The 20,171-nt window shown below is 72.0% G+C and carries 14 protein-coding genes; all 14 read right to left on the bottom strand.

All coding sequences use genetic code 11. From position 1 onward, the window contains the following. Positions 1 to 34: 34 nt before the first annotated feature. The 14 genes from tssG to tssK all read right to left on the bottom strand — a co-directional run bounded on the left by tssG (position 35) and on the right by tssK (position 20,025). Positions 35 to 1,156, bottom strand: a complete 1,122-nt coding sequence (tssG, locus tag M2165_RS12340) for a type VI secretion system baseplate subunit TssG (protein WP_280814916.1) — start codon at positions 1,154 to 1,156, stop codon at positions 35 to 37. Then, positions 1,132 to 3,024 carry a type VI secretion system baseplate subunit TssF gene (gene tssF / locus M2165_RS12335; RefSeq protein WP_280814915.1) on the bottom strand — a complete coding sequence of 631 codons (1,893 nt, stop codon included), beginning with the start codon at positions 3,022 to 3,024 and terminating at the stop codon, positions 1,132 to 1,134. Before tssF ends, tssG begins: the two co-directional genes overlap by 25 nt. Positions 3,025 to 3,056: 32 nt before the next feature. Then, on the bottom strand, positions 3,057 to 3,566 hold the full coding sequence (gene tssE, locus M2165_RS12330) for a type VI secretion system baseplate subunit TssE (RefSeq protein WP_280814914.1): 510 nt from the start codon (positions 3,564 to 3,566) through the stop codon (positions 3,057 to 3,059). Then, a complete protein-coding gene (locus M2165_RS12325) occupies positions 3,559 to 4,389 on the bottom strand; it encodes a type VI secretion system accessory protein TagJ (RefSeq protein ID WP_280814913.1) in 831 nt (276 codons plus the stop codon). Before M2165_RS12325 ends, tssE begins: the two co-directional genes overlap by 8 nt. A 1-nt stretch (position 4,390) precedes the next feature. Beyond that, positions 4,391 to 4,948: a type VI secretion system tube protein Hcp gene (locus tag M2165_RS12320; RefSeq protein ID WP_280814912.1), complete on the bottom strand. Its 558-nt coding sequence runs from the start codon at positions 4,946 to 4,948 to the stop codon at positions 4,391 to 4,393. A 28-nt stretch (positions 4,949 to 4,976) separates the two neighbouring features. After that, positions 4,977 to 6,938, bottom strand: coding sequence for a caspase family protein (locus M2165_RS12315; RefSeq protein WP_280814911.1), 1,962 nt, complete (start codon positions 6,936 to 6,938; stop codon positions 4,977 to 4,979). Between the two features lie 170 nt (positions 6,939 to 7,108). After that, positions 7,109 to 8,248, bottom strand: a complete 1,140-nt coding sequence (locus tag M2165_RS12310) for a hypothetical protein (RefSeq protein WP_280814910.1) — start codon at positions 8,246 to 8,248, stop codon at positions 7,109 to 7,111. A 31-nt stretch (positions 8,249 to 8,279) separates the two neighbouring features. After that, positions 8,280 to 9,029, bottom strand: a complete 750-nt coding sequence (locus M2165_RS12305; protein WP_280814909.1) for a hypothetical protein — start codon at positions 9,027 to 9,029, stop codon at positions 8,280 to 8,282. Between the two features lie 4 nt (positions 9,030 to 9,033). Then, positions 9,034 to 10,614, bottom strand: a complete 1,581-nt coding sequence (locus tag M2165_RS12300; RefSeq protein WP_280814908.1) for an MltA domain-containing protein — start codon at positions 10,612 to 10,614, stop codon at positions 9,034 to 9,036. A 58-nt stretch (positions 10,615 to 10,672) separates the two neighbouring features. Further along, positions 10,673 to 12,598: a serine/threonine-protein kinase gene (locus tag M2165_RS12295; protein WP_280814907.1), complete on the bottom strand. Its 1,926-nt coding sequence runs from the start codon at positions 12,596 to 12,598 to the stop codon at positions 10,673 to 10,675. A gap of 613 nt (positions 12,599 to 13,211) precedes the next feature. Continuing rightward, the gene (gene tagF, locus M2165_RS12290; RefSeq protein WP_280814906.1) at positions 13,212 to 13,772 is read right to left on the bottom strand and encodes a type VI secretion system-associated protein TagF; all 561 of its coding nucleotides are present in this window, start codon (positions 13,770 to 13,772) and stop codon (positions 13,212 to 13,214) included. Next, positions 13,769 to 17,125 carry a type VI secretion system membrane subunit TssM gene (gene tssM, locus M2165_RS12285; RefSeq protein WP_280814905.1) on the bottom strand — a complete coding sequence of 1,119 codons (3,357 nt, stop codon included), beginning with the start codon at positions 17,123 to 17,125 and terminating at the stop codon, positions 13,769 to 13,771. The genes tagF and tssM overlap by 4 nt, the downstream gene beginning before the upstream one ends. Before the next feature lie 240 nt (positions 17,126 to 17,365). Then, the gene (locus tag M2165_RS12280; protein ID WP_280814904.1) at positions 17,366 to 18,697 is read right to left on the bottom strand and encodes a DotU family type VI secretion system protein; all 1,332 of its coding nucleotides are present in this window, start codon (positions 18,695 to 18,697) and stop codon (positions 17,366 to 17,368) included. Next, complete coding sequence (gene tssK / locus M2165_RS12275) at positions 18,694 to 20,025, bottom strand: type VI secretion system baseplate subunit TssK (RefSeq protein WP_280814903.1); 1,332 nt, start codon at positions 20,023 to 20,025, stop codon at positions 18,694 to 18,696. Before tssK ends, M2165_RS12280 begins: the two co-directional genes overlap by 4 nt. Between the last annotated feature and the right edge of the window lie 146 nt (positions 20,026 to 20,171).

Genomic DNA, 20,171 nt, shown 5'->3' with positions numbered 1-20,171 from the left:
ACTCCGTATCTCTTCAAGACGAACGAGGGGTGTTTCATTGAAAGGCCAGCGGTGCGGAAATCGCTTCACCGGCGGCGGGGGCGGCGCGGCCGGCGCGGCGGCCGTCGACGCGCACGTCGCTCGCGTCGTGCGCACGCGTGCGCTCGCCGAGCCAGGCGATCCAGCCGAGCCGCGGGGCGTTGCCCTTGGCGCTGCCGAGCCGCGCGGCCGGCACCTGCGCCTTCTGCAGCACGAGCTCGGCATCCCATTCGAGCGCGTCGCCGAGCAGCTGCGACATCCAGCGCGCGAGCACCGGCTGCGCATCGCCGATCGGCAGGAACATGCGGTACTGCGCCAAGTCGAGCGGGCCGATGTGCAGCCGCACGCGGTGCTGGCGGTCCCAGGCGCGGGTGCCGAGCATCGCGCCCATGCCCATCGCGCGCGAACTCTCGCCCTGCCCGAGCCGTGTGAGCTCGCCCGCGGGCAGCTGCATCCAGTGGCCGACCCAGCGCTCGAGCTTCACCGGCACGCCGAAGTAGCTGCAAAGCACCGCCTCCACGCTCTCCGCGTTGTGCACGCGGCGCGCGAGCCAGCCCGAGAAGTGCAGCCGCGCGTCGTCATGGATCTCGTCGCGGTCGATGCGCCCCGGCGTGCCGATGCCCACGAGCGCCCCGACCTGCAGCCGGAAGCGGTCTTCGTTCGGCCGGTCGAGCGCGACCGCGGGCCGGGCCTGCGCCCAGGCGCGGTAGAAGTGCAGCGAGAAGCGGTGCAGGAAGCTGTCGAGGAAGGCGAGCCAGGTCGGGTCGCCGTGGTTCAGGCTGCGCTCGCGGATGAAGTCGCTCAGGTGCACCGGCAGCGGCCCGTTGGGGCCGATGTAGGCGAAGAAGTGCTGGCGCAGCCGCGGCGGCGAATGCGGGCCGGCGGGCTCGAAGCGGCTGAAGGCGGCCGGCGCGAACGAGAGCGAAGGCTCCTGGCCCACCCGCACCGGCTCGGCGCTCGGCAGCAGCGCGCGGCCCCAGCGCGGCGTGGTGGCGGCGGCCGATTCGAGCCGCCGCAGCACCGCGAAGTAGTCGTAGGCCCAGGGCTCGGCCGACCAGCCGGCGAGCGCCGCGTCGACGCGCGCGGCCACCGTGCCGGGGGCGGTGCCCGCGGCTAGAGGATCTGGCGCGTCCCGCACAGCGGCCTCCAGCGCATGTTCTCGCCCTTGCCCGCGATGCGCACCACGGTCTCGACGAAATGGTTGACCTCGACATGGCGCGCGAGGTAGCGCGCCAGCACCGCGCCGAACAGGAACACGCTATGGCCGTGGAAGGCGTCCTTGTCGACCTCCAGCGTGACCTCGAGCCCGCGCCCGAAGGCGATCGGCCCCTTCATCGGCAGGCGGCGCGCGACCGGCCGGCTCTTCACCGAGAGCAGCCCCCGCACCTGGCCCTGGCGCATCTCGTCGGCATGCACGGCATAGAGCATCAGCGTTTCGCGCAGCGCGGCGGCGCCCTGCTGCGGCGTGCTGTCGGAGATCGACAGGTAGTTGAGCGCGAGGTGGTCGAGCACGCGCCAGCCCAGGCCCTGGCTCACCACCGGCGACACCGGCCGCGAGGGCCCGCGCACCATGCGCACGCGCTGCGCGGGAAAGGAGTCCACGCAGTCGAAGTCGTTGTCGCGGCCCATCGGCAGCAGGAGCGGCAGGTCGCGGTTGGTGCACAGCGCCGACACCGCGAGCTGGCGCAGCGTGCCCGCATACGGCGCATGCTGCGGATCGACGATCTGCATGTAGACCTCGGAGCCGATGTGGCTGCTGCGGTGCCCTTCGGTGCGCTGGCGCACCGACAGCATGCGCGGCTCGCGCGTGGTCGTGTAGTAGGCGGGATGGCTGTGGCGCGTACCGTGGAAGGCCGAATAGAAGGGCCGGAACACCTGTTCGGCCGCCGCCGCGTTCGCGCCCGGCGCGCCATGGCCGACGACCTCGGTCACGGTGTGCACCTCGAAGTCCTGCGGCCGGGTGCGGTCGGGCACCAGATGGAATTGGCTCACGCCTTCGTTCAGCGGCACGCGGTCGAGCCGCTTGTTGAACAGGTTGACCGCGGGCACGCAATGCAGCTGCACGTTGTCGGCGCTCACGAGCTTCTCGAGCGCCGGATCGCCGCGCGAGAACAGCAGCACGATCTCGACCTGCGTCACGGGCATCGAAGGCAGCACCGACTGCAGCCCGCCGATCCGCAGGAACTGGAAGCGCTGCGGGAACGCGAAGTACTCCTGCAGCAGCCGGAAGCCCGAGAAGCCGGTGGCCGTGACCGGCAGCAGCGCCTCCTCGTCCTCGAAGCCCACCGCGCCGATGGCGCTGGCTGGCAGGCTGCGCGCCTCGCCCTGCAGTGCGCCGCCGGCGCCCAGCGGACGCACCAGCACGCCCACCGGCTGGCCGAGCGCGCATTCGTGCAGCTGCCAGGCCACGTCCTCGGCGCCGCCGAGGTGCAGCACCAGTTCGTCGAGCGCGATCTGGCTGAAGTTCAGGCCCGCGGTGGTGCGCAGCACCATGCGCAGGCCGCCGCGGATCGCGCGCGACTGCGGATGGTTCGCGAGCGGCAGGTCGGGCGCGTAGGTGAAGTACTGCGCGCGCTGCACCTCCAGCGGCCAGAGCCGCATCGCGGCCGAGGTGCGGAATTCGCAGTAGGTGTTCTGGCCCACGGCCTGGCGCGCGCGCAGGCCCGCGCCGCGCGGCAGCGTGGGGCCGGTGGCGAGGTTGGCGTCGTCCGGATCGTGCGCGAACGAGACCACCGCCATCGCGGGCGTGGGCGCGAGGAAGTGCGGGTAGACGATGTCGAGCAGATGGCCGGTGAAGCGCGGGTACTCGGCATCGAGCTTGAGATTCACGCGCGCCGAGAGGAAGGCCGTGGCCTCGATCAGCCGCTCCACGTAGGGATCGGCGACCTCCTGGCCCTCGATGCCGAGGCGGTTCGCGATCTTCGGAAAGGCCCGCGCGAACTCCGACGAACTCTCGCGGAAGTAGCGGAGCTCCTGCTCGTACAGGCTCAGCAGCCGGGGGTCCATGTCGTCGCGCTACCGTGATGCGGCCGAGGGGCTCATGGTTTTGACATGTCCTCGATCTCGATGCGTCCCTCTTCCAGGTCGACGCGGCTGCGCATCAGGAACTCGACGGGCACGGGCTGCGCCCACAGCATGCCGCGGATCTGCAGTCCGATGCTGTTGTGCGAATCGAGCGCGGGGCCTTCCATGACGAGTTCCACTTCGAGGGTGCGTGACAGGATGCGAGGCTCGAACTGCAGGATCGCGTTCTTCAGAGCCTGCTCCATGCTGACACGCTGCACCGACGAGGTGAACTGGCCAGACAGCATAGGCAATCCGTAGTTGATGACCGAGCGCGCTGCATTCGGATAGGTCTTGTCGTCCATCGCCAGGCCGTAGCCGGTGGCATTGAACAGCCAGCTCAGGTCGCGCAGCACGGCCGCGCGCAGCGCCTGCTTGGTGAGGGTGCGCTTGTCGTCGCCCTCGCGCTTCTCTTCCGGCGCATGGTCGACGAGGCGGTCGAGCAGCGAGGGCTGCAGCCGCTCCTGCGCGCCGAGCTCAGCCACCGTCGCCGCCCTCCGCGGCCACTGCAGCCGGTGCGGGGGTGAAGACGATCTCGCGCACGTCCATGATCGCGTACTCGCCCTGGTCGCTGCCGAGCACCCGCTGGCCATGGCCGGCCCAGACCTCGGGCCGCAGCTCGCGCCATTCGGTCTTGCGCGCGAGCCGCAGCTCGCCGTCCTCGCAACGCTCGGTGCCCTCGTAGCGCGTGGGGATCAGCGCGAGCGTCTCGCCGCCGTTCTCGAATTCGAGGTGCGCGGGCATCCACACGCAGTCGCGCAGGTCCTCGGGCGGCTCGATGCGGATGCGCGAGAGCCGCGCGTAGGGAACCCAGTAGTACTTGCCGTTGACGAAGGCTTCGAGCACCGGGCCCAGCCGCATGTCGGCATCGGCCAGCCATTCGAAGGGCTGGCCGTCGATCGTGCCGCCGATGGCCGGGGCCGCGTCGAAGGCGCGCTGGCGCAGGTCTTCGGCCAGCGCCGCTTCGCCGCGCCCCTGGCGCAGCAGCGACTCGATCAGCAGCGCCAGCCATTCGTCCGGCTGGCCGAAGATCATCGGCGTGCGCGTGCCGGCGAACACCTCGGCACGCAGCCCCTCGCAGCGCACGGCCTCGCCGTACACCTGCTTCATCGGCACGGCGAGCGCATCGAGCTCGGCCGCGACCGTGAGCTGGTTGAGCGCGCGCTCCCACTGGCCGAGCACGCACAGGAGCTGCGCCATGAACACGCGCGGCTTGCTGTCGGCAGGCCTGGCGCGCACGTCGTCGCTCAATGCCTTGAGGGCGCCGGCGGGGTCGGCGGACTTGAGGAGTTCGGCGGCGGTGCTCATCTCATGCCTCGACGAAGGTGCAGGTGCGGACCGCGCCTCTCGCGCCGGTCTGCTGCTGCGGCGCCGAACGCACCTCGAGCTTGCGGTAGCTGAAGAAGATGATGTCGCAGGGCCGCTTGGGCTGGCCGCCGGTGACGATGGCATGGCACTGCACGCGCGCGCCTTCCATCACGAACTCCAGGTGCGACTGCAGGTCCTTCGAACTGTCGCCGCCGGCCTTGAAGACCGAGACCGTGACCTTGAGGTCGGCATCCTGGTTCTTCAGCAGGCTCGCGATCGACGCGGTCGCGGCATCGCAGTCGCGGATCACGATGAAGGGGTAGTTGCGCAGCTTGCCCTTGGTGGCGCCCGGCGGCGTGACCACGTCGGTCTTGTACGAATAGCCGCCGATGTCCATGCGCTGCTTGCCGTCTTCGTAAGTGCGCTTCGATTCGCCCTCGATCGGCGAGCCCTTGCTCTCGATCATCATCGCGAAGTCGTTGCCCGATTCGCCCGAGAGGTGATCGAGCAGGCGCAGGGCCTCATCGGGGTCCAGTTTTCCGTCGTAAGTCCAGCTCATGTCGATCTCCTGAGAACAAAAACAGCAGTCATCGCGCGGCCGGACGTTCGCCCGGCCAGCGCACCATCGCGGCATAGGTCTGCCGCGTCTTGTCGGAATGGGGTTGGCCGCGCAGCCGCAGCTCGGCCGCCGCGGGCTCCGGCGGCGCGGCGCCGAAGAGCCGCGGCGTGGTGTACGCGCCGGCCACGGTGGCGAGCACGAGCAGGCGGCCGTCCGGCGCCGCGAGCCACGGCAGCTCGAAGCGCTTGGCCGCCGGCGCCTCGCGCGTGCCGCGCTCGAAGCGGTTGGTCTCGCCCGGATCGTCGGGGTACACGGCACGCAGCCGGCCCTCGCCGTCGATGCCGACCACCACCATGTCGATCGAATGGCCGCTCGCGTTGCGCACGTGCAGCGCCGCGCGTTCGCCCTCGCGCAGCGGCAGCAATTGGCCGGCGCCGGCGCGCTGTGCGGGCTCGCTGCGCTGCAGGCGGTCGCCGCGCCACACTTCGAGCACGGCCTCGAACCCATCGACCGGCGCGCCGGCGGCGTGGCCGACGGCGAGCAGCTGGTTCCACCACTTGAGGCGCGCGAGCGTTTCGATGCGGCGGCGCGCGGCGGCCGCATCGGGCAGCAGCACCGTGCCTGCACCGAGCGCGGGCGAGAGGACGTCGATGCGCTGGCCCGCGGCGCCGAGGTCGCTCCACTGCACGTCGGGCGGCGCGCCGTCGCCGGCGCCGCCCGCCGGCACGACCGACGCCGGATAGTCGAGGTTGAAGCGCTGCTGCGGCAGCAGCCCGCGTTCGCCGCCGCGCACGCGCAGTGCGAATGCGGCCGGGGCGGCGAGCGGCGAGGCGCTCCAGAGCGCCGCACCCGGCAGCTCGCGCAGCGCCGCGGGCACGCCGACGCGGGCGGCGTCGAGATCGACCTCGCGCAGCCGGGCCTGCGCGCTGCGCACGGTGCCGTCGTCGAGCGTCGCTTGCAGGCGCACTTCCTGCTGCGGCTGCAGGCCGTCGACCAGCCCGGCCTGCAGCATCAGCTGGTCACCGCTGCGCTGCGCGCGCCACGACGGGCGGGTGGATGCGGCGCCGGGCGCGTTGGCGAACAGCGGCGCATCGAGGTTGCCTTCGGCCACCGGCGAAGGCAGTTCGCGCGTGGGAAAGCGCTGCGCCAGTTCGTCGATGACGGGTGGATAGAAGGACAGCACGCCGTCGAACAGCGCGCGCCAGGTGGCGGGCCGCCGTTCGAGCGCGCTGGCCAAAGCCCAGGTGAGCAGGCCCTGCGGCTGCGCACCGCGGGCCTTGCGCGGCAGGCGCAGCTCGGGCGTGATCTGGTGGCTCTCGGACGCGAAGAACGCGACGTAGCGTGCGCGCGCGACGCGCTCGGCCGGCGGCGGCGGCGACACGGCCTGCGCCGCCTCGGCCGTGGCGCGCAGCTGCACCGCGCGCAGGCCGCGCCAGCGCACCTCGTCGTCGGGCGGTCCGTCGGCCACGGTCGCCGCAGCGACGCTGCCGCTGCTGCGCGTCATCGAGGTGGCGGCGCAGGTGTCGAACACCGACCACACGAACACGCCGCGCGCGAGGAAGGCCTGCACCCAGGCGTCGAAATCGACGTCGCGCACGCCGCCCGCGAGCGCACTGTCCGCACCGAGCGTGCCGCGCACGTCGCGCGCGAGAAAGTTCTCGGCCAGGCCGTCGGGCTCCTGGTAGCGCTTGGCGGCATCGCGCCAACGCGTGCCGTGGCCCGAGAAGTAGAGCAGCACGAAGTCGCCGCTCTTCGACCGCGCGAGCAGGCGGCCGAAGGCGTCGTGGATCGCACGCGCCTCGGGCAGCGCCGCGCCGGCCACCCCGTCGGCCAGCAGCACGATGTCCTCGGGCGCGAAGCCCTGCTTCCGCAGCGCGTCGCGCATCAGCATCACGTCGTTGCGCGGCGCCTGCAGCCAGAGCGACTGCGGCTGGTTGACCAGCTCGGAGACGCCGACGAGCAGCGCGCGCTGAGCGGCGAAGGCGGGCACGGCGAGGACGAACAGCGTGGCGAGCAGGAGGACATGCAGCCCGAGACTCCTTCCCCCCCTGGGGGAAGGCAGGGATGGGGGCCGCGGCGCCACCAGCGAGCGCCGCGTGCCCCCACCCCCGCCCTCCCCCGGGGGGGGAGGGAGCAAGACGGGGAGCCGCGCGCCATGGTTCATGGCCGCTCCGGCGCCCGCGCGGCGGTCTCGACCAGCGGCGATGCGGCCAGCACCTCGAGGCCCTTCTGCGCATCGGGCACGCGCAGGCGCCACACGCCGTTGCTGCCCGGGCCGCCCACCACCTCGGCCGCCACCGACTGCAGCAGCCGGTCGGCCTCGTCCATGCGCACGCCGTCCTTCCAGCGCACGACGATGTCGGCGGCGGGCGCGGCGGGTGCGGTGGGCACGGCGCGGAAGCGCACCGCGTCGTCCTCGGCGCCGCGCCCGGCCAGCAGGCCCGCGTTCTGCACCACCACGACCAGCGCGAGCACGCCGAGCGCGGGCCGCATCCAGCCGTCGGCGCCGAACCAGCGGCGGATGCTGCCCCACCAGCCGTCGAACGGGCGCGGCTGCGGCTGCGCGCGCGGCGCGGCCGCCGATGCGCCGCCGGCCTGCGCAGGCCGCAGGGCCGCACCCAGCTGCGAGGCGGCGGTGCGATAGAGCTGCTGGTAGTCGGCGCGCGGGTCCTCGGGCCCGAGCGGCGTGCCGCACAGCACCGGGAACACGCCGCCGACGGTGCGCAGGGCGATGTGGCCGGGCTCGGGCGCGATCGAAAGCGGCACCTGCGCCGCCCATTCGTCATGCACCGCGCGGATCGCGGCGAGCCGCGTGGCCGAGACCTCGCCGAGCACGCGCGCGCAGAGCTGCGGGCCGGGCTCGAGCGTGACCACGTTCCAGGCCTGGATCAGTCCGAACGCCGGCTCGAAAGGCTCGTCCTCGGGTTCGAGCAGCACGTCGTGGGCGCCGGCCCAGTCGGCCTCGCCCGCGGCCATCCAGCCTTGCCACGACTGGCCGTGGACGCAGCGGTCGAGCAGCACGCCGAGCAGGCGCCCCTCGTGCACCACGCTCACGAGCCGTCCCGGCGCCCAGCGCGCGGGAAAGCCGCGGCGCGCCACGGCCTCGCGCCGCACCGCGAGTTCGTGCAGGGGCAGCAGCAGGTCGAGCACGGCCCGGGGCGCGGCTGCGGCTGCCGCGGCAGCGCCCGGCATCGCGACGACGGCGGGCGCATCGTGCGCGGGCGCCGGGGCGGGCGCGGCGCCCGGCGCCTCGAAGGCGCTGCGGATCACGCTGAGGGGGGGCCAGAGTTCGGTGTGCATGGCGGTCTTCTGTTCCTGAATGGCTATGTCTTCAGGCATAAGACGCTTCAGCGCCGAGGATTTTGAAAACCTGCAGGATCGCGGCCATGTTCTCGCGCTCGATCGCGATGCCCAGCGTCTGCGCGATCCAGCCGCCGAGGCGCGTGCGGGCGTAGTCGGCCGTGAGCGCCTCGCGCTTGTGCACCAGGCCCAGCCGGCCGGCGCGGTAGTGGTAGGAGGCGATCGCATGCCGCGAGGCGATGCCCGAGAGCCCGCCCTCGGCCTCCTTGCCGAAGCCTTCGCACAGCAGCAGGCGCTCGGGCTCGTCCAGCCCGGCGATGAAGTCGCGCGCCGCCTGCTGCACGCGCGCCGCGCTCAGGCCGTGCTCGGCCAGGCAGGCGTCCATGTCCTCATCGGCGCCGAGCGCCTCTTCGAGCTGCGCCTCGGTCACCTGGTCGCCGATCGAGAGCTTGCGGCGGAATGCGCTGGCGCGGGTGCAGTCGATCAGGTAGCGGCGGAAGTACGCGCACAGCGCGAAGGCGCTCGACGGCGCGCTGTGGCTTGCGCGCTCGTCGGCCTCGTCGGGGTCGGCATCGAGGCGCAGCACCTTCACGTAGATGAACTGCGCCACCAGCTCCTGCCGCCCTTCGCCGAGCACCTGCAGCTCCGGCGGATTGCAGGCCACGAGCGCGTCGCCGACGATGCGGTACATCGTGCCCATGTCGCCGGGCGACAGCGTCTGGCGCCGGCGCCAGAGGCGCACGAGCTCCGCACTTTCCAACGGCGACAGCGTCTCCTGCATGGGCCTAGTCGTCGACGCAGACGCCCTCGGTCGGCACCAGGCACTGGGGCAGGCCGGCGCCCACGGCGGCGCCGCGCGTGCGGATGGCCGAGGACACCGCCGCCTGCGCCACCGCAAGCCCGCGCGGCAGCAGGATCCAGAGCTGGCCGCGCTCCTTCATGCGGCGCGCGTTGTTCGCGGCCTGCTGGCCGTTGCCGAAGAAATAGTCGGCCCGCACCGCGCCGCGGATCGCGCCGCCGGTGTCCTGCGCGATGGTCAGGCGCTGCATCGGCGCGCCGGTGCCGGGCGCGCGCGTGGAGACGAACACCGGGTAGCCCAGCGGCGTGCTGCGCGGATCGACGGCGATCGAGCGGCCCGCCGACAGCGGCACGCCGAACGCGCCCACCGGTCCGCCCGAGGGCGACGGCGACTCCTTGAAGAACACGTAGCTCGGATCCTTGATGCCGGAACCGCTCACGGCGCCGGTGGTGCGGCGCCCCGGCACCACCACGGCCCCGCTGGTGGCGGGCCGCGCGAGCGTGAAGCCGCGCGTGCGGATGGTGCCGGTGTCGGTCGCCGCATCGTCCTCGTCGCCGTCGTCGAGTTCGAGTTCGATCGATGCGCCGCGCACCTTCACCGGACTGCGCGGCTTGCCGTTGGGCGCCTGCGCGAGCGTGGGACGGAAGGGCTGGCCGTTCTGCTCGGCATAGGCGACGCGGATGATGTCGCCGTTGGCGAGCTTGATGCGGCCCGAGCCCTGGATCTGCATCTCGTAGAGCGCCGTGGCGCTGGAGACGAAGGCCAGCACCTTGGCGTTGGGCGCGCCCTTGGTCTCGATCTCCTCGCGCGTGTAGTACGGCAGCAGCTGCTTGCCCTCGATGCGCAGGCGCACCTTGCGGTCGAGCGTGTCGCGCGTGATGCCGGAGAGGTCAAGCGCGTAGAGCCCCGGCGCGCCCATGTCGCGCGTGCTCAGGCCGGTCTGCACCACCACGTTGCGGCCCTCCACGCGCGCGGCCACGGTGCCGCTGCCGGCCGGCAGCTTGCGCGCGTCGGCGAACAGCATGTCCTCGGGCTGGCCGTAGACGGGGTAGATGTAGGGCGGCGCGTACTGCCGGCTGCCCGGGATCTCGGGTTCGAAGTAGCCGGTGACCACGCCGTCGGGGCGGCGGTCGTCGTCGCGGATCTGGTAGGCCGAGAACTCCTGCTCGAAGAAGGCGCGGATCGCGGTGTCGTTGCGGCTGTCGACCTTGAGCGCGCGCGCGCACACCTCCCGCCACTCGGCGCCGCGGCCGGTGAGCACCTTGCAGCTCGTGAGGAAGGCGGGCCAGCTCTCGGAGAAGTCGTCGCGCCGCCAGCCGGGCACGGCATCGAAGCTCACCGCGGTGTAGGTGGCGAGCTGGGTCGAGAAGGTGCGCGCCTGGCCCGCCACGCTGGCGCCGGGCGCGGGGCGCGATGCGGACGTGTCCGGCGCGGCCGTGGTGGCGGCGGTGGGCGCCGCGGCGGTGTCGGCGGCCGGCGGCGTGTTGGCGCAGCCCGCGGCGAGCATGGCCGCCGCGGCGGCGGCCCAGCGCAGCGCGGCATGGAAGATCGGCAACCGTGTGTTCATGAAAGCCTCCTGGTCGTGAAAGACGGACGGGCCCCCGGGGCCCACGCTCTGCAGACGATTACTTCTCGACGATTTTGAAATTCGCGACGCCATAGGCGTCCTTGCACGGCGCGCCGGGCGCGCACACCGGCTTGCCCAGCAGCGGCGACGGACCGGTGCCGCGGCTGGCCTCGAGCGCAGCCAGCACGGGCAGCGGGAACTGCGGGAACACGCCGTCGCTGCGGACGCCCGCATCGCCGAAGTCGCGCTCGTGCTCGCTCACGAGCACCGCGAACTGGTTGGTGCCGGCCGGACCGCCGGCATCCATCGGCCAGGAGGCGCGCGGCAGCGAGAGCGAGCCGCCCGCGGCGATCCTGTTGTGCTTGTCGAGCAGGTTCGGGAACAGCAGGAACATCTCGCCGCCGCTCGACAGCAGGAACACGTAGACGAAGCCGTCGCGCTTGCTCCGGACGTCGAAGCCGAGCCTGTCCTTGCCGATCGCGACCTCGGCCTTCTTCGGCGCGGCCGTCACCTCGAAGTCCGGCGCGGCGCCGGCCGCGAGCGACTGCAGCGATTCGAGCGGCGTGCGCGGCTTGGGGGGTGGTGGCGGCGGCGGCGGCGGGGCCTCGGCCGGCCGCGTCTCGGGCGGTGGCGGCGGCGCCGTGGCGACCACCTGGGTGCCGCTGCCGGCCGAGGCGCCGGTGTCCGCGCCGCGGCCCTGGAACCACCACCAGCCGCCGCCCGCCACCGCGGCCAGCACCGCGACCGAGGCGATCGCGGCCACGGCCTTGCTGCTGCTGTTGTTGTTGCTGCTGCTGCCGTCCTTGATGTCCCGGCCCGCGCCGCCGGGCGGCGGGGGTGCGGGCATCGCCTTGCCGCGGCCGATGGTGGTCGGCAGGTCGGCGCGCGCATGGCCCGCCGCCGGCGGCGAGGTGCGCGGCGTCGGCGCGATGCTGTGCGTGGCCTCGAGGTCGAGCGCCGCGCGCAGTTCGGCCATCGACTGCGGCCGCGATTCGGGCCGCACGCCCAGGCCCGCGTCGATCGCCTGCAGGAGCCGCAGGCTGTAGCGCTGGCGCAGGATCTCGTTGCCCGCGAGCGGCACGTAGCTGTCGGACAGCAGCCGCGCCACCGACGGCGGCGGCGCGCGCCCGCAGACCGCCACGTGCATCACGGCCGCGAGCGCATACACGTCGGTCCAGGCGCCCTGCGACATGTCGGGCATCTCGGCGTACTGCTCGATCGGCGCGTAGCCGGGCTTGAGGATGACGGTGATCGCCTGCGTCTTGTCGGTGATCACGCGCCGCGCGGCGCCGAAGTCGAGCACCACCGGCCGGCCCGAGCCTTCGAGCAGGATGATGTTGTCGGGCGCGATGTCGCGGTGGTAGCAGTTGGCGCCGTGCATCACCGCGAGCGCCTGCGTCACGCCGTCCATGATGCGGATCAGCCAGGCTTCGTCCACGCCCGCGGGAATGGACACCAGCGCCTGGCGCAGCGTGTCGCCGCGGTAGAACGGCATCACCATGTAGGTGGTGCCCTTCTCCTGCCAGAAGCGGTAGACCTTGAGCAGCGAGGGATGGTCGAACTGCGCGAGCAGCCGGGCCTCGTTGATGAAGCTGCGCATGCCGAGGTCGAAGGTTTCGCGGTGCCGCTCCGACAGCGGCACCACCGTGCCGTCCTGCTGCCGCGTCGAGAGCGAGGTCGGCAGGTATTCCTTGATCGCGACCACGCGCTCGAGCGTGTGGTCCCAGGCCTCGTACACCACGCCGAAGCCGCCCTGACCGATGACGCGCGTGATCTCGAACTCCGCGAGGCGGCTGCCGACCGGAAGCAGGCCGGCTTCGTGCGCGCCGGTGGCGGGGGTGGTGACGGGATGGGGCGACAGGCTGGTGCTGCCGGCGGTGATGACGGTGGCGGTGGTGTCGCCTTCGGTGGTGGTGGTCGTCGTCGGCGGCGGTTCGGGCGCGCGTGGGACGACGCGGGTGCGGTCTTGGTCGGAGTCGGTCATTGACTGGCTCCTTGATTGGCTTGCGTGTGGGTTTGTTTGCCGGGGCCGGGTCTCGCCCCGGCGGGCGACTCACTTTCTTTGCTTCGCCAAAGAAAGTAAGCAAAGAAAGGCGACCCTACTGTCTGTGTCCCTCCGCTTCGCTGCGGGCAACCTGCGGTGCTCGACTCCGGCGGGGGTCCGCAGAACTCGCTCCGCTGCGCTGCGCTCAGACAGCTGCGGCCCTGATCCCGCCTCCGTCTCCGCTCCTCGGCACAGCCAGAAGGGAGTGGGAGCCCAGCCGGGCCGTCGCTTCGCTCGGCCCCAAACACAAGCGTGCACGCTCCGCGTGCGCGCGTTGCTGGCCGAGCGAAGCGATGGCCCGTCGGTTTCGCTCCCCCTCTGGCTGCGCCGAGGAGCGGAGCGTTTCGCGGATCAGGGCTCGCAGCTGTTTGAGCGAAGCGAGTTCTGCGAGACCCCGCGAAACGCGAGCACCGCAGGTTGCCCCGTAGCGCAGCGAAGGGGTCGCAGACAGTGGGGGTCGCCTTTCTTTGCTTACTTTCTTTGGCGAAGCAAAGAAAGTAAGTCGCCCGCCGGGGCGAGACCCGGCCCCGGAACAAAAACCCACCAGCGCTCCTCATTCCCCACCCCCCAGAAACAGCGCCTCGAACTGCTCCCCAGAAGGCAAGCCCCGAACCACCATCCGAGCCGATGGCCCATCCCCCGGATCTGTCATCCAAACCGACTCCCCGTGCCCAGGCAGCACGACCGGAGCGCCGGTCTCCGCAGCCGCAGAAGCAAACTCCCGCCCCAGCACCGCATCGAACCGCTCCGGATCGAGGTCATCCTCCAGCCCCTCCAGCGCCGCCCGCGTCGCAAGCCCCCACCACTGGACCGCATCCCCCCAAGCCGCCCCCGCCAGCGTGAACGGAAAGTACCGCCCCACCCCGTCGACCGAAGGCATCATCACGCCGATCCACGCCGCGTCGCCGGCCACACCAGGCCCGAGCGCGAAGCACCACACCGGCGCCTCCAGGTAGTGCGCGGTCCAGTCCGCATGCCGGTCGCGCAGCCGCGCCATGCCGCGCTGCAGCCAGGCGTCCCACACCGAACGGAAGGAGTCGGGCAGCCGCCGGTGCGCGAAGTCGCCCATGCCGGGCAGCTTGCCGAACCAGCCGGGCAATGCATGCGCGCTCACAAGCCCTCCGGACAGGAGAACTCGCGCAGCTCCTTGAGGCGGATCGGATGCTGCACGCTGTTGGTCGTCACCTCGAAGCGGGTCTTGCGCGCGCCGATCTGGAAGGTGATGAAGAACTTCTCGGGCGCGTCGCCGGCTTCGAGCTGGCCGTCGTCGAGCGCGCGGAACAGCGCCCAGGGTCCGTCGACCGCGGCGCCCGAACTGCCGGTGGCCGAGGGCGGGCTGACCTGGATGCGCACCTGATTGCTGCCCTTGGGGCCGGGCCACTGCACCGCCATCGGCACCACGGGGCCGTGCGCGTACTTCACGAGCTGGCCGTCCACGTCGAGGATGAACTGGGTGATGCCCGCGTCCATCTCCACCGGCTTGAAGTCCAGCCGCATCGAGGGGCCGCGGCCGCCGGCGCGGAAGAAGATGTCCTTGATGCGCGCGGCACGCTCGAACTGCGCGAGCGCCTGCGTGGTGACGGCGCCGCGCTCGGCCACGGGCTTGTAGCGCCACGGGCGCGTGCTGGTGTCGACCAGCGACGCGAGCCGCTTCTGGAAGAACTCGTCCATCAGCCCGCCGGCGCCGAACATCTGGCCGAAGTCCTCGGGCAGCACGTCGCGCTTGCTGCTGCCCACGAAGGGATAGCGGCCCGCGATCGCGCGGTTGCAGAACTCGGTCACCGGGCGCAGGTCCTGGCTCAGGTTGCCGCGCTCGGCCACCTGCGCCTGCGCGGCGCCGGTCTGGCTCAGGTTCTCGACCATGGTGCGCACCGGCTCGGGCAGGCGGCCGGCATCGGACTTGAGCTTGCCCGCCACGTCGCCGGGCGGCGGCGAGGTGCGGCCCTTCACCGCGGTGTCGACCGCGTTGAGGTAGACGTAGACCTCGTTGAAGAGCTTGAGCGCATCGTCGATCGGCGCGGGCTGGCCCGGCGCGGCGGGCGTGACCAGGCGGCGCAGCGGTTCGAAGCGGTCGTCGACGATGCTCTCGATGCGCTTGCCGCTCGCCACCGGCTTGTTCGGATCGCCGCCGAACAGCTCCTCCAGCCCCTTGCGCGTGTTCGCGACGGTGGCGCTGGCCTTGCTCACCACGTCCTTCGGCTGGTCGGCCGGGATCAGCGTGGTCTCCTTCACCACCGCGCGCAGGAAGTTCGCGAGCGGCGAGCCCACGCCCGAGAGGATGCGCGCGGCCTCGATGTTCTTCTCCAGGCCCGAGGCGCGGATCAGCCGCACGTCGGCCAGCAGCGCTTCCCACTGCTTGACGTACTCGGCGAGATACAGCCGGCGCACGCGGTCGGTCAGCGCGCCGATCGCGGCGGCGTCGCGCAGGCGGTCGGTGGCGCTGCGGTCCTGGCCCAGCACCCACGGGTCCTCGGCGGCGAGCAGGCCGGTGAGCACCACCACCTCGTTCTGGAAGCGCTTGTGGTAGCCGTCGTAGGTGAACATGCCCGGCACGCCCTCGGTCAGCGGCTTGCCGCTGATGCGCTCGAACACCAGCGGCGCCGAGGGGCCGGCGGCGGTGGCGATGCTGAAGGCCGGGATGTCCTTGGTGGCGCGCTGGCGCTTGAGGCGACTGAACACGCGCTGCTCCAGCGGATAGCTCGCGAGCACGGCGCGCACGCTGCGCACCAGGTTCTCGTCCATCTTGAGCGGCGAGCGCGGGGGCCCCTGCGCGATCAGCACGTCGAGCTGGTCCTCGAGCGCCTGGCGCTGGTCCTCGGGAATGCCGCGGTCGAGGCTGCGCGCCCAGTCGAGCGTGATCCAGGCCTTGAGCGCCTCGGCGTCGAAATGCTCGGGCTGGTAGAGCATCAGGTAGCTCTTGAGCGCCTCGTAGGTGAATTCGAGGTTGTCGCGCTGCGCGGTGCGCAGCTGGTCCTCGATGCGCTTGGCGATCTGCGGCAGGAAGGCGTCATTGAGCGCGCGCTGGTGCGTGAGCATCGCGGCGGCGTCGAGCTTGTCGCCCTGGTAGAGGCCGAGCGTCATCGCGAGCGGCTCGTCGCCCTGGCGGTTCTCGGGCGTCTTCCAGATGTCGCGCAGGCCCTGCAGCACCGGCGCCACCTCGACCAGGTTCTGCACCCGCGCGGGCAGCGCGGCGAGGTTCTGGCGCGCGGGCTCGACGCGGGCCTCGACCGACTTCAGGTACTCGACGTTGCGCATGGCGCTCCAGCCCCAGCCCGCGAGCAGCCCGAGCGTGAGCAGCGTCATCGCGGCCACGCCCGCCACGCGCAGTGCGTGGCGGCGGCGCTCGAGCTTCACGTTCGCACCGGCCAGGCGCTGCTCCGGGAACACCACCTCGCGCAGCAGCGCGGTGAGGAAGTAGCTGCGGCCGCTCGACTTCTGCGGCGCGAGCATCGCGCGCTCGATGCCGAAGCTGCGCGCGAGGCTGCCCATCACGCGGTCGATGGGGCTGCCCTCCTGCGTGCCGCTGGTGAAGTACACGCCGCGCACCCACGGCGGCTGCGCGAAGCGCGAGCCGGTGAAGACCTGGTCGAGCAGGTCCGACAGCGTGGCGCCGATCGCGCCGAACTGCGCCGGAAAGCCGAAGATCGCGGCGCGCCGCGTGCCGTCGGTCTCGCGCTGCATGCGTGCGATCAGGCCGTCGTTGAGGCGGTTGTGCAACAGCGCGAACTCGCGCTGGAACGACGCCGACAGTCCCTTCTCGTCCACCTGCGCGCCCTCTTCGGGCGGCAGCGTGAAGCCCAGCACCTGTGCGCGCTGCTCCTTGCCCAGGTCGTCGAAGTAGTCGGTGAAGCCATAGAGCAGGTCGCTCTTGGTGACAAGCACGTACACCGGCAGCCGCGTGGTGAGCTTCTCGTCGAGTTCGAGCAGCCGCGCGCGGATCGAGGCCGCGAGCTGGGTGCGCTGCTCGGGCCCCTGGCTCAGCAGGTCCGCCACGCTGACGGTGAGGAACACGCCGTTGAGCGGACGCCGCGGACGCACCTTGCGCAGCAGGCCGAGAAAGCCTTCCCAGGCGCTCTTGTCCTCGGCCTGGTGACTGTCCTGCGTGGTGTAGCGGCCCGCGGTGTCGATCAGCACCGCCTCGTCGGTGAACCACCAGTCGCAGTTGCGCGTGCCGCCGACGCCGCGGATCGCGCCCGGTCCGAACTTCTCGGCCAGCGGAAACGAGAGCCCCGAGTTGACCAGCGCCGTGGTCTTGCCCGCGCCCGGCGCGCCGATGAACACGTACCACGGCAGGTCGTAGAGGTAGCTGCCGCCCGAGATCGAAAGCCAGTCGCGCCAGCCGGGCTTCTTGCCCGCGGCATGCAGCTTCATCTGCCGGAGCGTGGCCACGGCTTCGTTGAAGCGGGTGTCGAGGATCTTCTGCTCGCCGTCGACCGGCGCGCCGGCCTTCGGTGCGGGCGCCTTCATCAGGCCGTCGGTCAGGTGCTGGCTCGCACGGCGCGCGGCGCCAGCGGCGCCACAGCGCGCGCAGCACCACGAGGAGCACGAGCACGCCGATCAGCACGCCGCGCGCGAGCTCGGTCTCCAGCGGCGCGAGCGCGCCGATCTTCACCAGCGGCCCGATCCACCAGATCAGCAGCGAGACGACGACGAGCGCGAGGACGGTCAGCAGCAGCGGGCTGAACAGAAAGCCGAATATCTTCTTGATCATTTCGTCACTCCCGCCGCCGCAGAAGCCGCGTCAGGCGCGGCCAGCAGCACGACCTCGACGCGCCGGTTGCGCGCGCGGTTCGCCGGCGTGTCGTTGGGCGCCACGGGCTCGGCGTCGGCCTTGCCGTCGGCGCGCATGCGCGCGGGCTCGACCAGCGTGGTGAGTGCGCCCTTCACCGCATCGGCGCGCGCGGCCGAGAGGTGCCAGTTCGAGGGGTAGCGCAGCGAGCGGATCGGCTGGTTGTCGGAATGGCCGGTGATCAGCACTTCGCCCTTGACCTCGGCCAGCGCCTGGCCGATGCGGCGCAGCACCGGCAGCGAGGCCGCCATGGGCTCGGCGCTGCCGGAGCCGAAGAAGGAATCGCCGCGCAGGCGCACCACGCTGCGGTCGGCCTCGTCGGTGACGGTGACCAGGCCCTGCCTGATCTCGGGCTCGAGGAAGCGCGCGAGCCGCGGCGCCTTGGCGGGCGCGGCTGGCGGCGCGATCTGGATGTTGGGCACGCGCAGGCTCGAGACCGCGGCGTAGGTGGTGTCGGAGCGGTGGTTGAGCGCGAGCCGCAGTCCGAACCAGGCGAGCGCGAGCAGCAGCGCGAAGCCGGCCGCGAACACCCACAGCGGCAGCGACTCGCGCAGCCGCACCGTGCCCGCGCCCTGCCCGCGCCAGTGCGGCGAGAGCTCGGCCTCGACCGGCGGGCGGTCCTTGGCGATCAGGTCGGCCAGGCGCTGGCGCACCGCGTCGAGCTGCGCGCGGCCGTTGTCCACCACGCGGTAGCGCCCTTCGAAGCCGAGCGCGAGCACGCTGTAGATCAGCTCCAGCAGCTGGCGGTGCGTGGGCACGTCCTGCGCGAGCTTGGCGAGCAGCTGGAACACCTTCTCGCCGCCCCAGGTCTCGTTGTGGAACTGCACCAGCAGGCTCTGCTTGTTCCAGCCCGCCTGCACGCCCCAGGGCGTGTTGGCCACGGCCTCGTCGAGCGCGGTGCACAGCACGTAGCGCGCGGCCAGCACCGATTCGTTGCTCACGCCCGCGCGGCGCGCGTTCTGGTCGAACTGGTTCACGGCCTCGGCGGTCGAGGCGCGCAGCGCCGGCACGTTCGGCGGCTGCGCCAGGCTGCGCAGCTTGGCCGTCAGCACCAGCAGCTTGCCCGCGGCCGACACCAGCGGATTGAGCAGCCCGAGCTCGCCGATCTCGGCCGGCGCCGGGTCGGTGGCCGGCACGAAAGGTGCGGGCGCGGGCGCGGCCGGTGCGCTGCCGGCCGGCGTGCGCGGCTTGGGCTTGATGACCGTGCGCTCGGACTCGAACGCCGCGAAGGGGTCGGGAGGTGTGCTCATGATCTGATCGCCCAGAACTGCAGGTCGAGGCCCGGGAAGTCGCCCGCGATGTGCATCGCCACGCCGCCCGACTGCTCGAGCTGGCGCCACAGGTCGCTGTTGCGGGTTTCGAGCTCGAAGTAGTTGGCGCCCGCATGGAACGGGATCTGCCGCGGCGCCACCGGCAGCGGCGTGAGCGTGACGCCCGGCAGCGCGAGGTTGACGAGGTCGCGGATGCGCTCGACCGGGCCGATCTTGACCTGCGTGGGGAAGCGCGCGCGCAGCGCCTCGCTCGGCATGTGGGCGTTCACGGCCAGCACGAAGGTGGCATTGCGCTGCAGCTCCACGTCGCTCACCACCGCCACGCGCACGCCGTGCTTGCGGTCGTGCAGGTCGATGCGGATCGCCGACTGCTCGAGCACCATCGAGAGGCTGCGGCGCAGGTCGTCCATCACGGGGCGGAAGCTGGCCGCGAGGTCGTCGTGGATGTAGGGGCCGAAGCGCGCGACCCGGCGCGAATCGCGGAAGCTCGCGAGGTCGCCCGCGAGCGCGAGCGCATGTTCGAAGAAATGCTGCGGGTGCAGCATCGCGCTCTTCGCAAGGTGCGCGAACACCGCCTCGTTGCGGTTCACGGCCTGCAGCAGCATGAAGTCGGCGATCTCGGCAACGCCGCCGGTGCCGCCCTGCGTCATGCGGCCGGCCAGCGCCTCGCCGCGCTGGCGCAGCAGGCCCAGCAGTTCGTCGAGCCAGGACCGGATCACCGCATGGGCCGCCACGTCGAGCAGCGGCGGCAGCATCGCGCGGTCGAGCTGCACCTGGTTGTCGACGCGGCGCTCGACCACGCGCGCCACGCCGAGCGTGGTCCAGGCGTCGGTGGCTTCGCTCGCGCGCATCAGGCGGGTGTGGAGCTGGCCGAGCTGCAGCATGGCGGTGCGCTCGCCGGCGGTGTTGGAGTCCGGCACCTCCGACTCGAGCACGCGGTGGCGCACCAGTTCCTCGTATTCCTCTGCATCGGCCTCGCGCGCGCCGGCACGGCGCAGCGGCAGCGCGAGCACCACGGCCTCGTCGCGCATCGCGGGCGGAATGTCGATCGGGTCCGGCAGCGGATCGACCGCCGGCATGTCGAACACGGTGCCGTCGCCGAAGACGCCCACCGCGCGCACGAGCGCGAGCTTGCCGAGCGTGAGCGCGGCGGCATCGACCTCGATCTCCGCGAAGCCCCAGGCGTAGGGCGTGGTCGAGCGCAGCAGCACGTGCCGCGCATGGTCACCATGACGCTCGCTCTGCTGCAGGTGCTGGGGCTGCAGCAGCATCCCCTCGCTCCAGACCACTTTTGTTCGCCAACTCATCCGCACTCCGTCAAAGGCAAGGGCTGCCCGAATGGCCCCCGAAGGGGATCGGGCCAGGTGGAAGAGCCACATTCGCCCGAGGAAGCCGGGAGTTTCCGGCGCGCGGCACGGCGGGCAAATCCGCCTAACGGCCTAGAGGCGGGCTT

The organism is Variovorax sp. TBS-050B, from assembly GCF_029893635.1.
Classification (GTDB): Bacteria; Pseudomonadota; Gammaproteobacteria; order Burkholderiales; family Burkholderiaceae_C; genus Variovorax.
The sequence above is the reverse complement of the archived record's forward strand: the minus strand, read 5'-3'. Positions and strand labels throughout refer to the sequence as shown.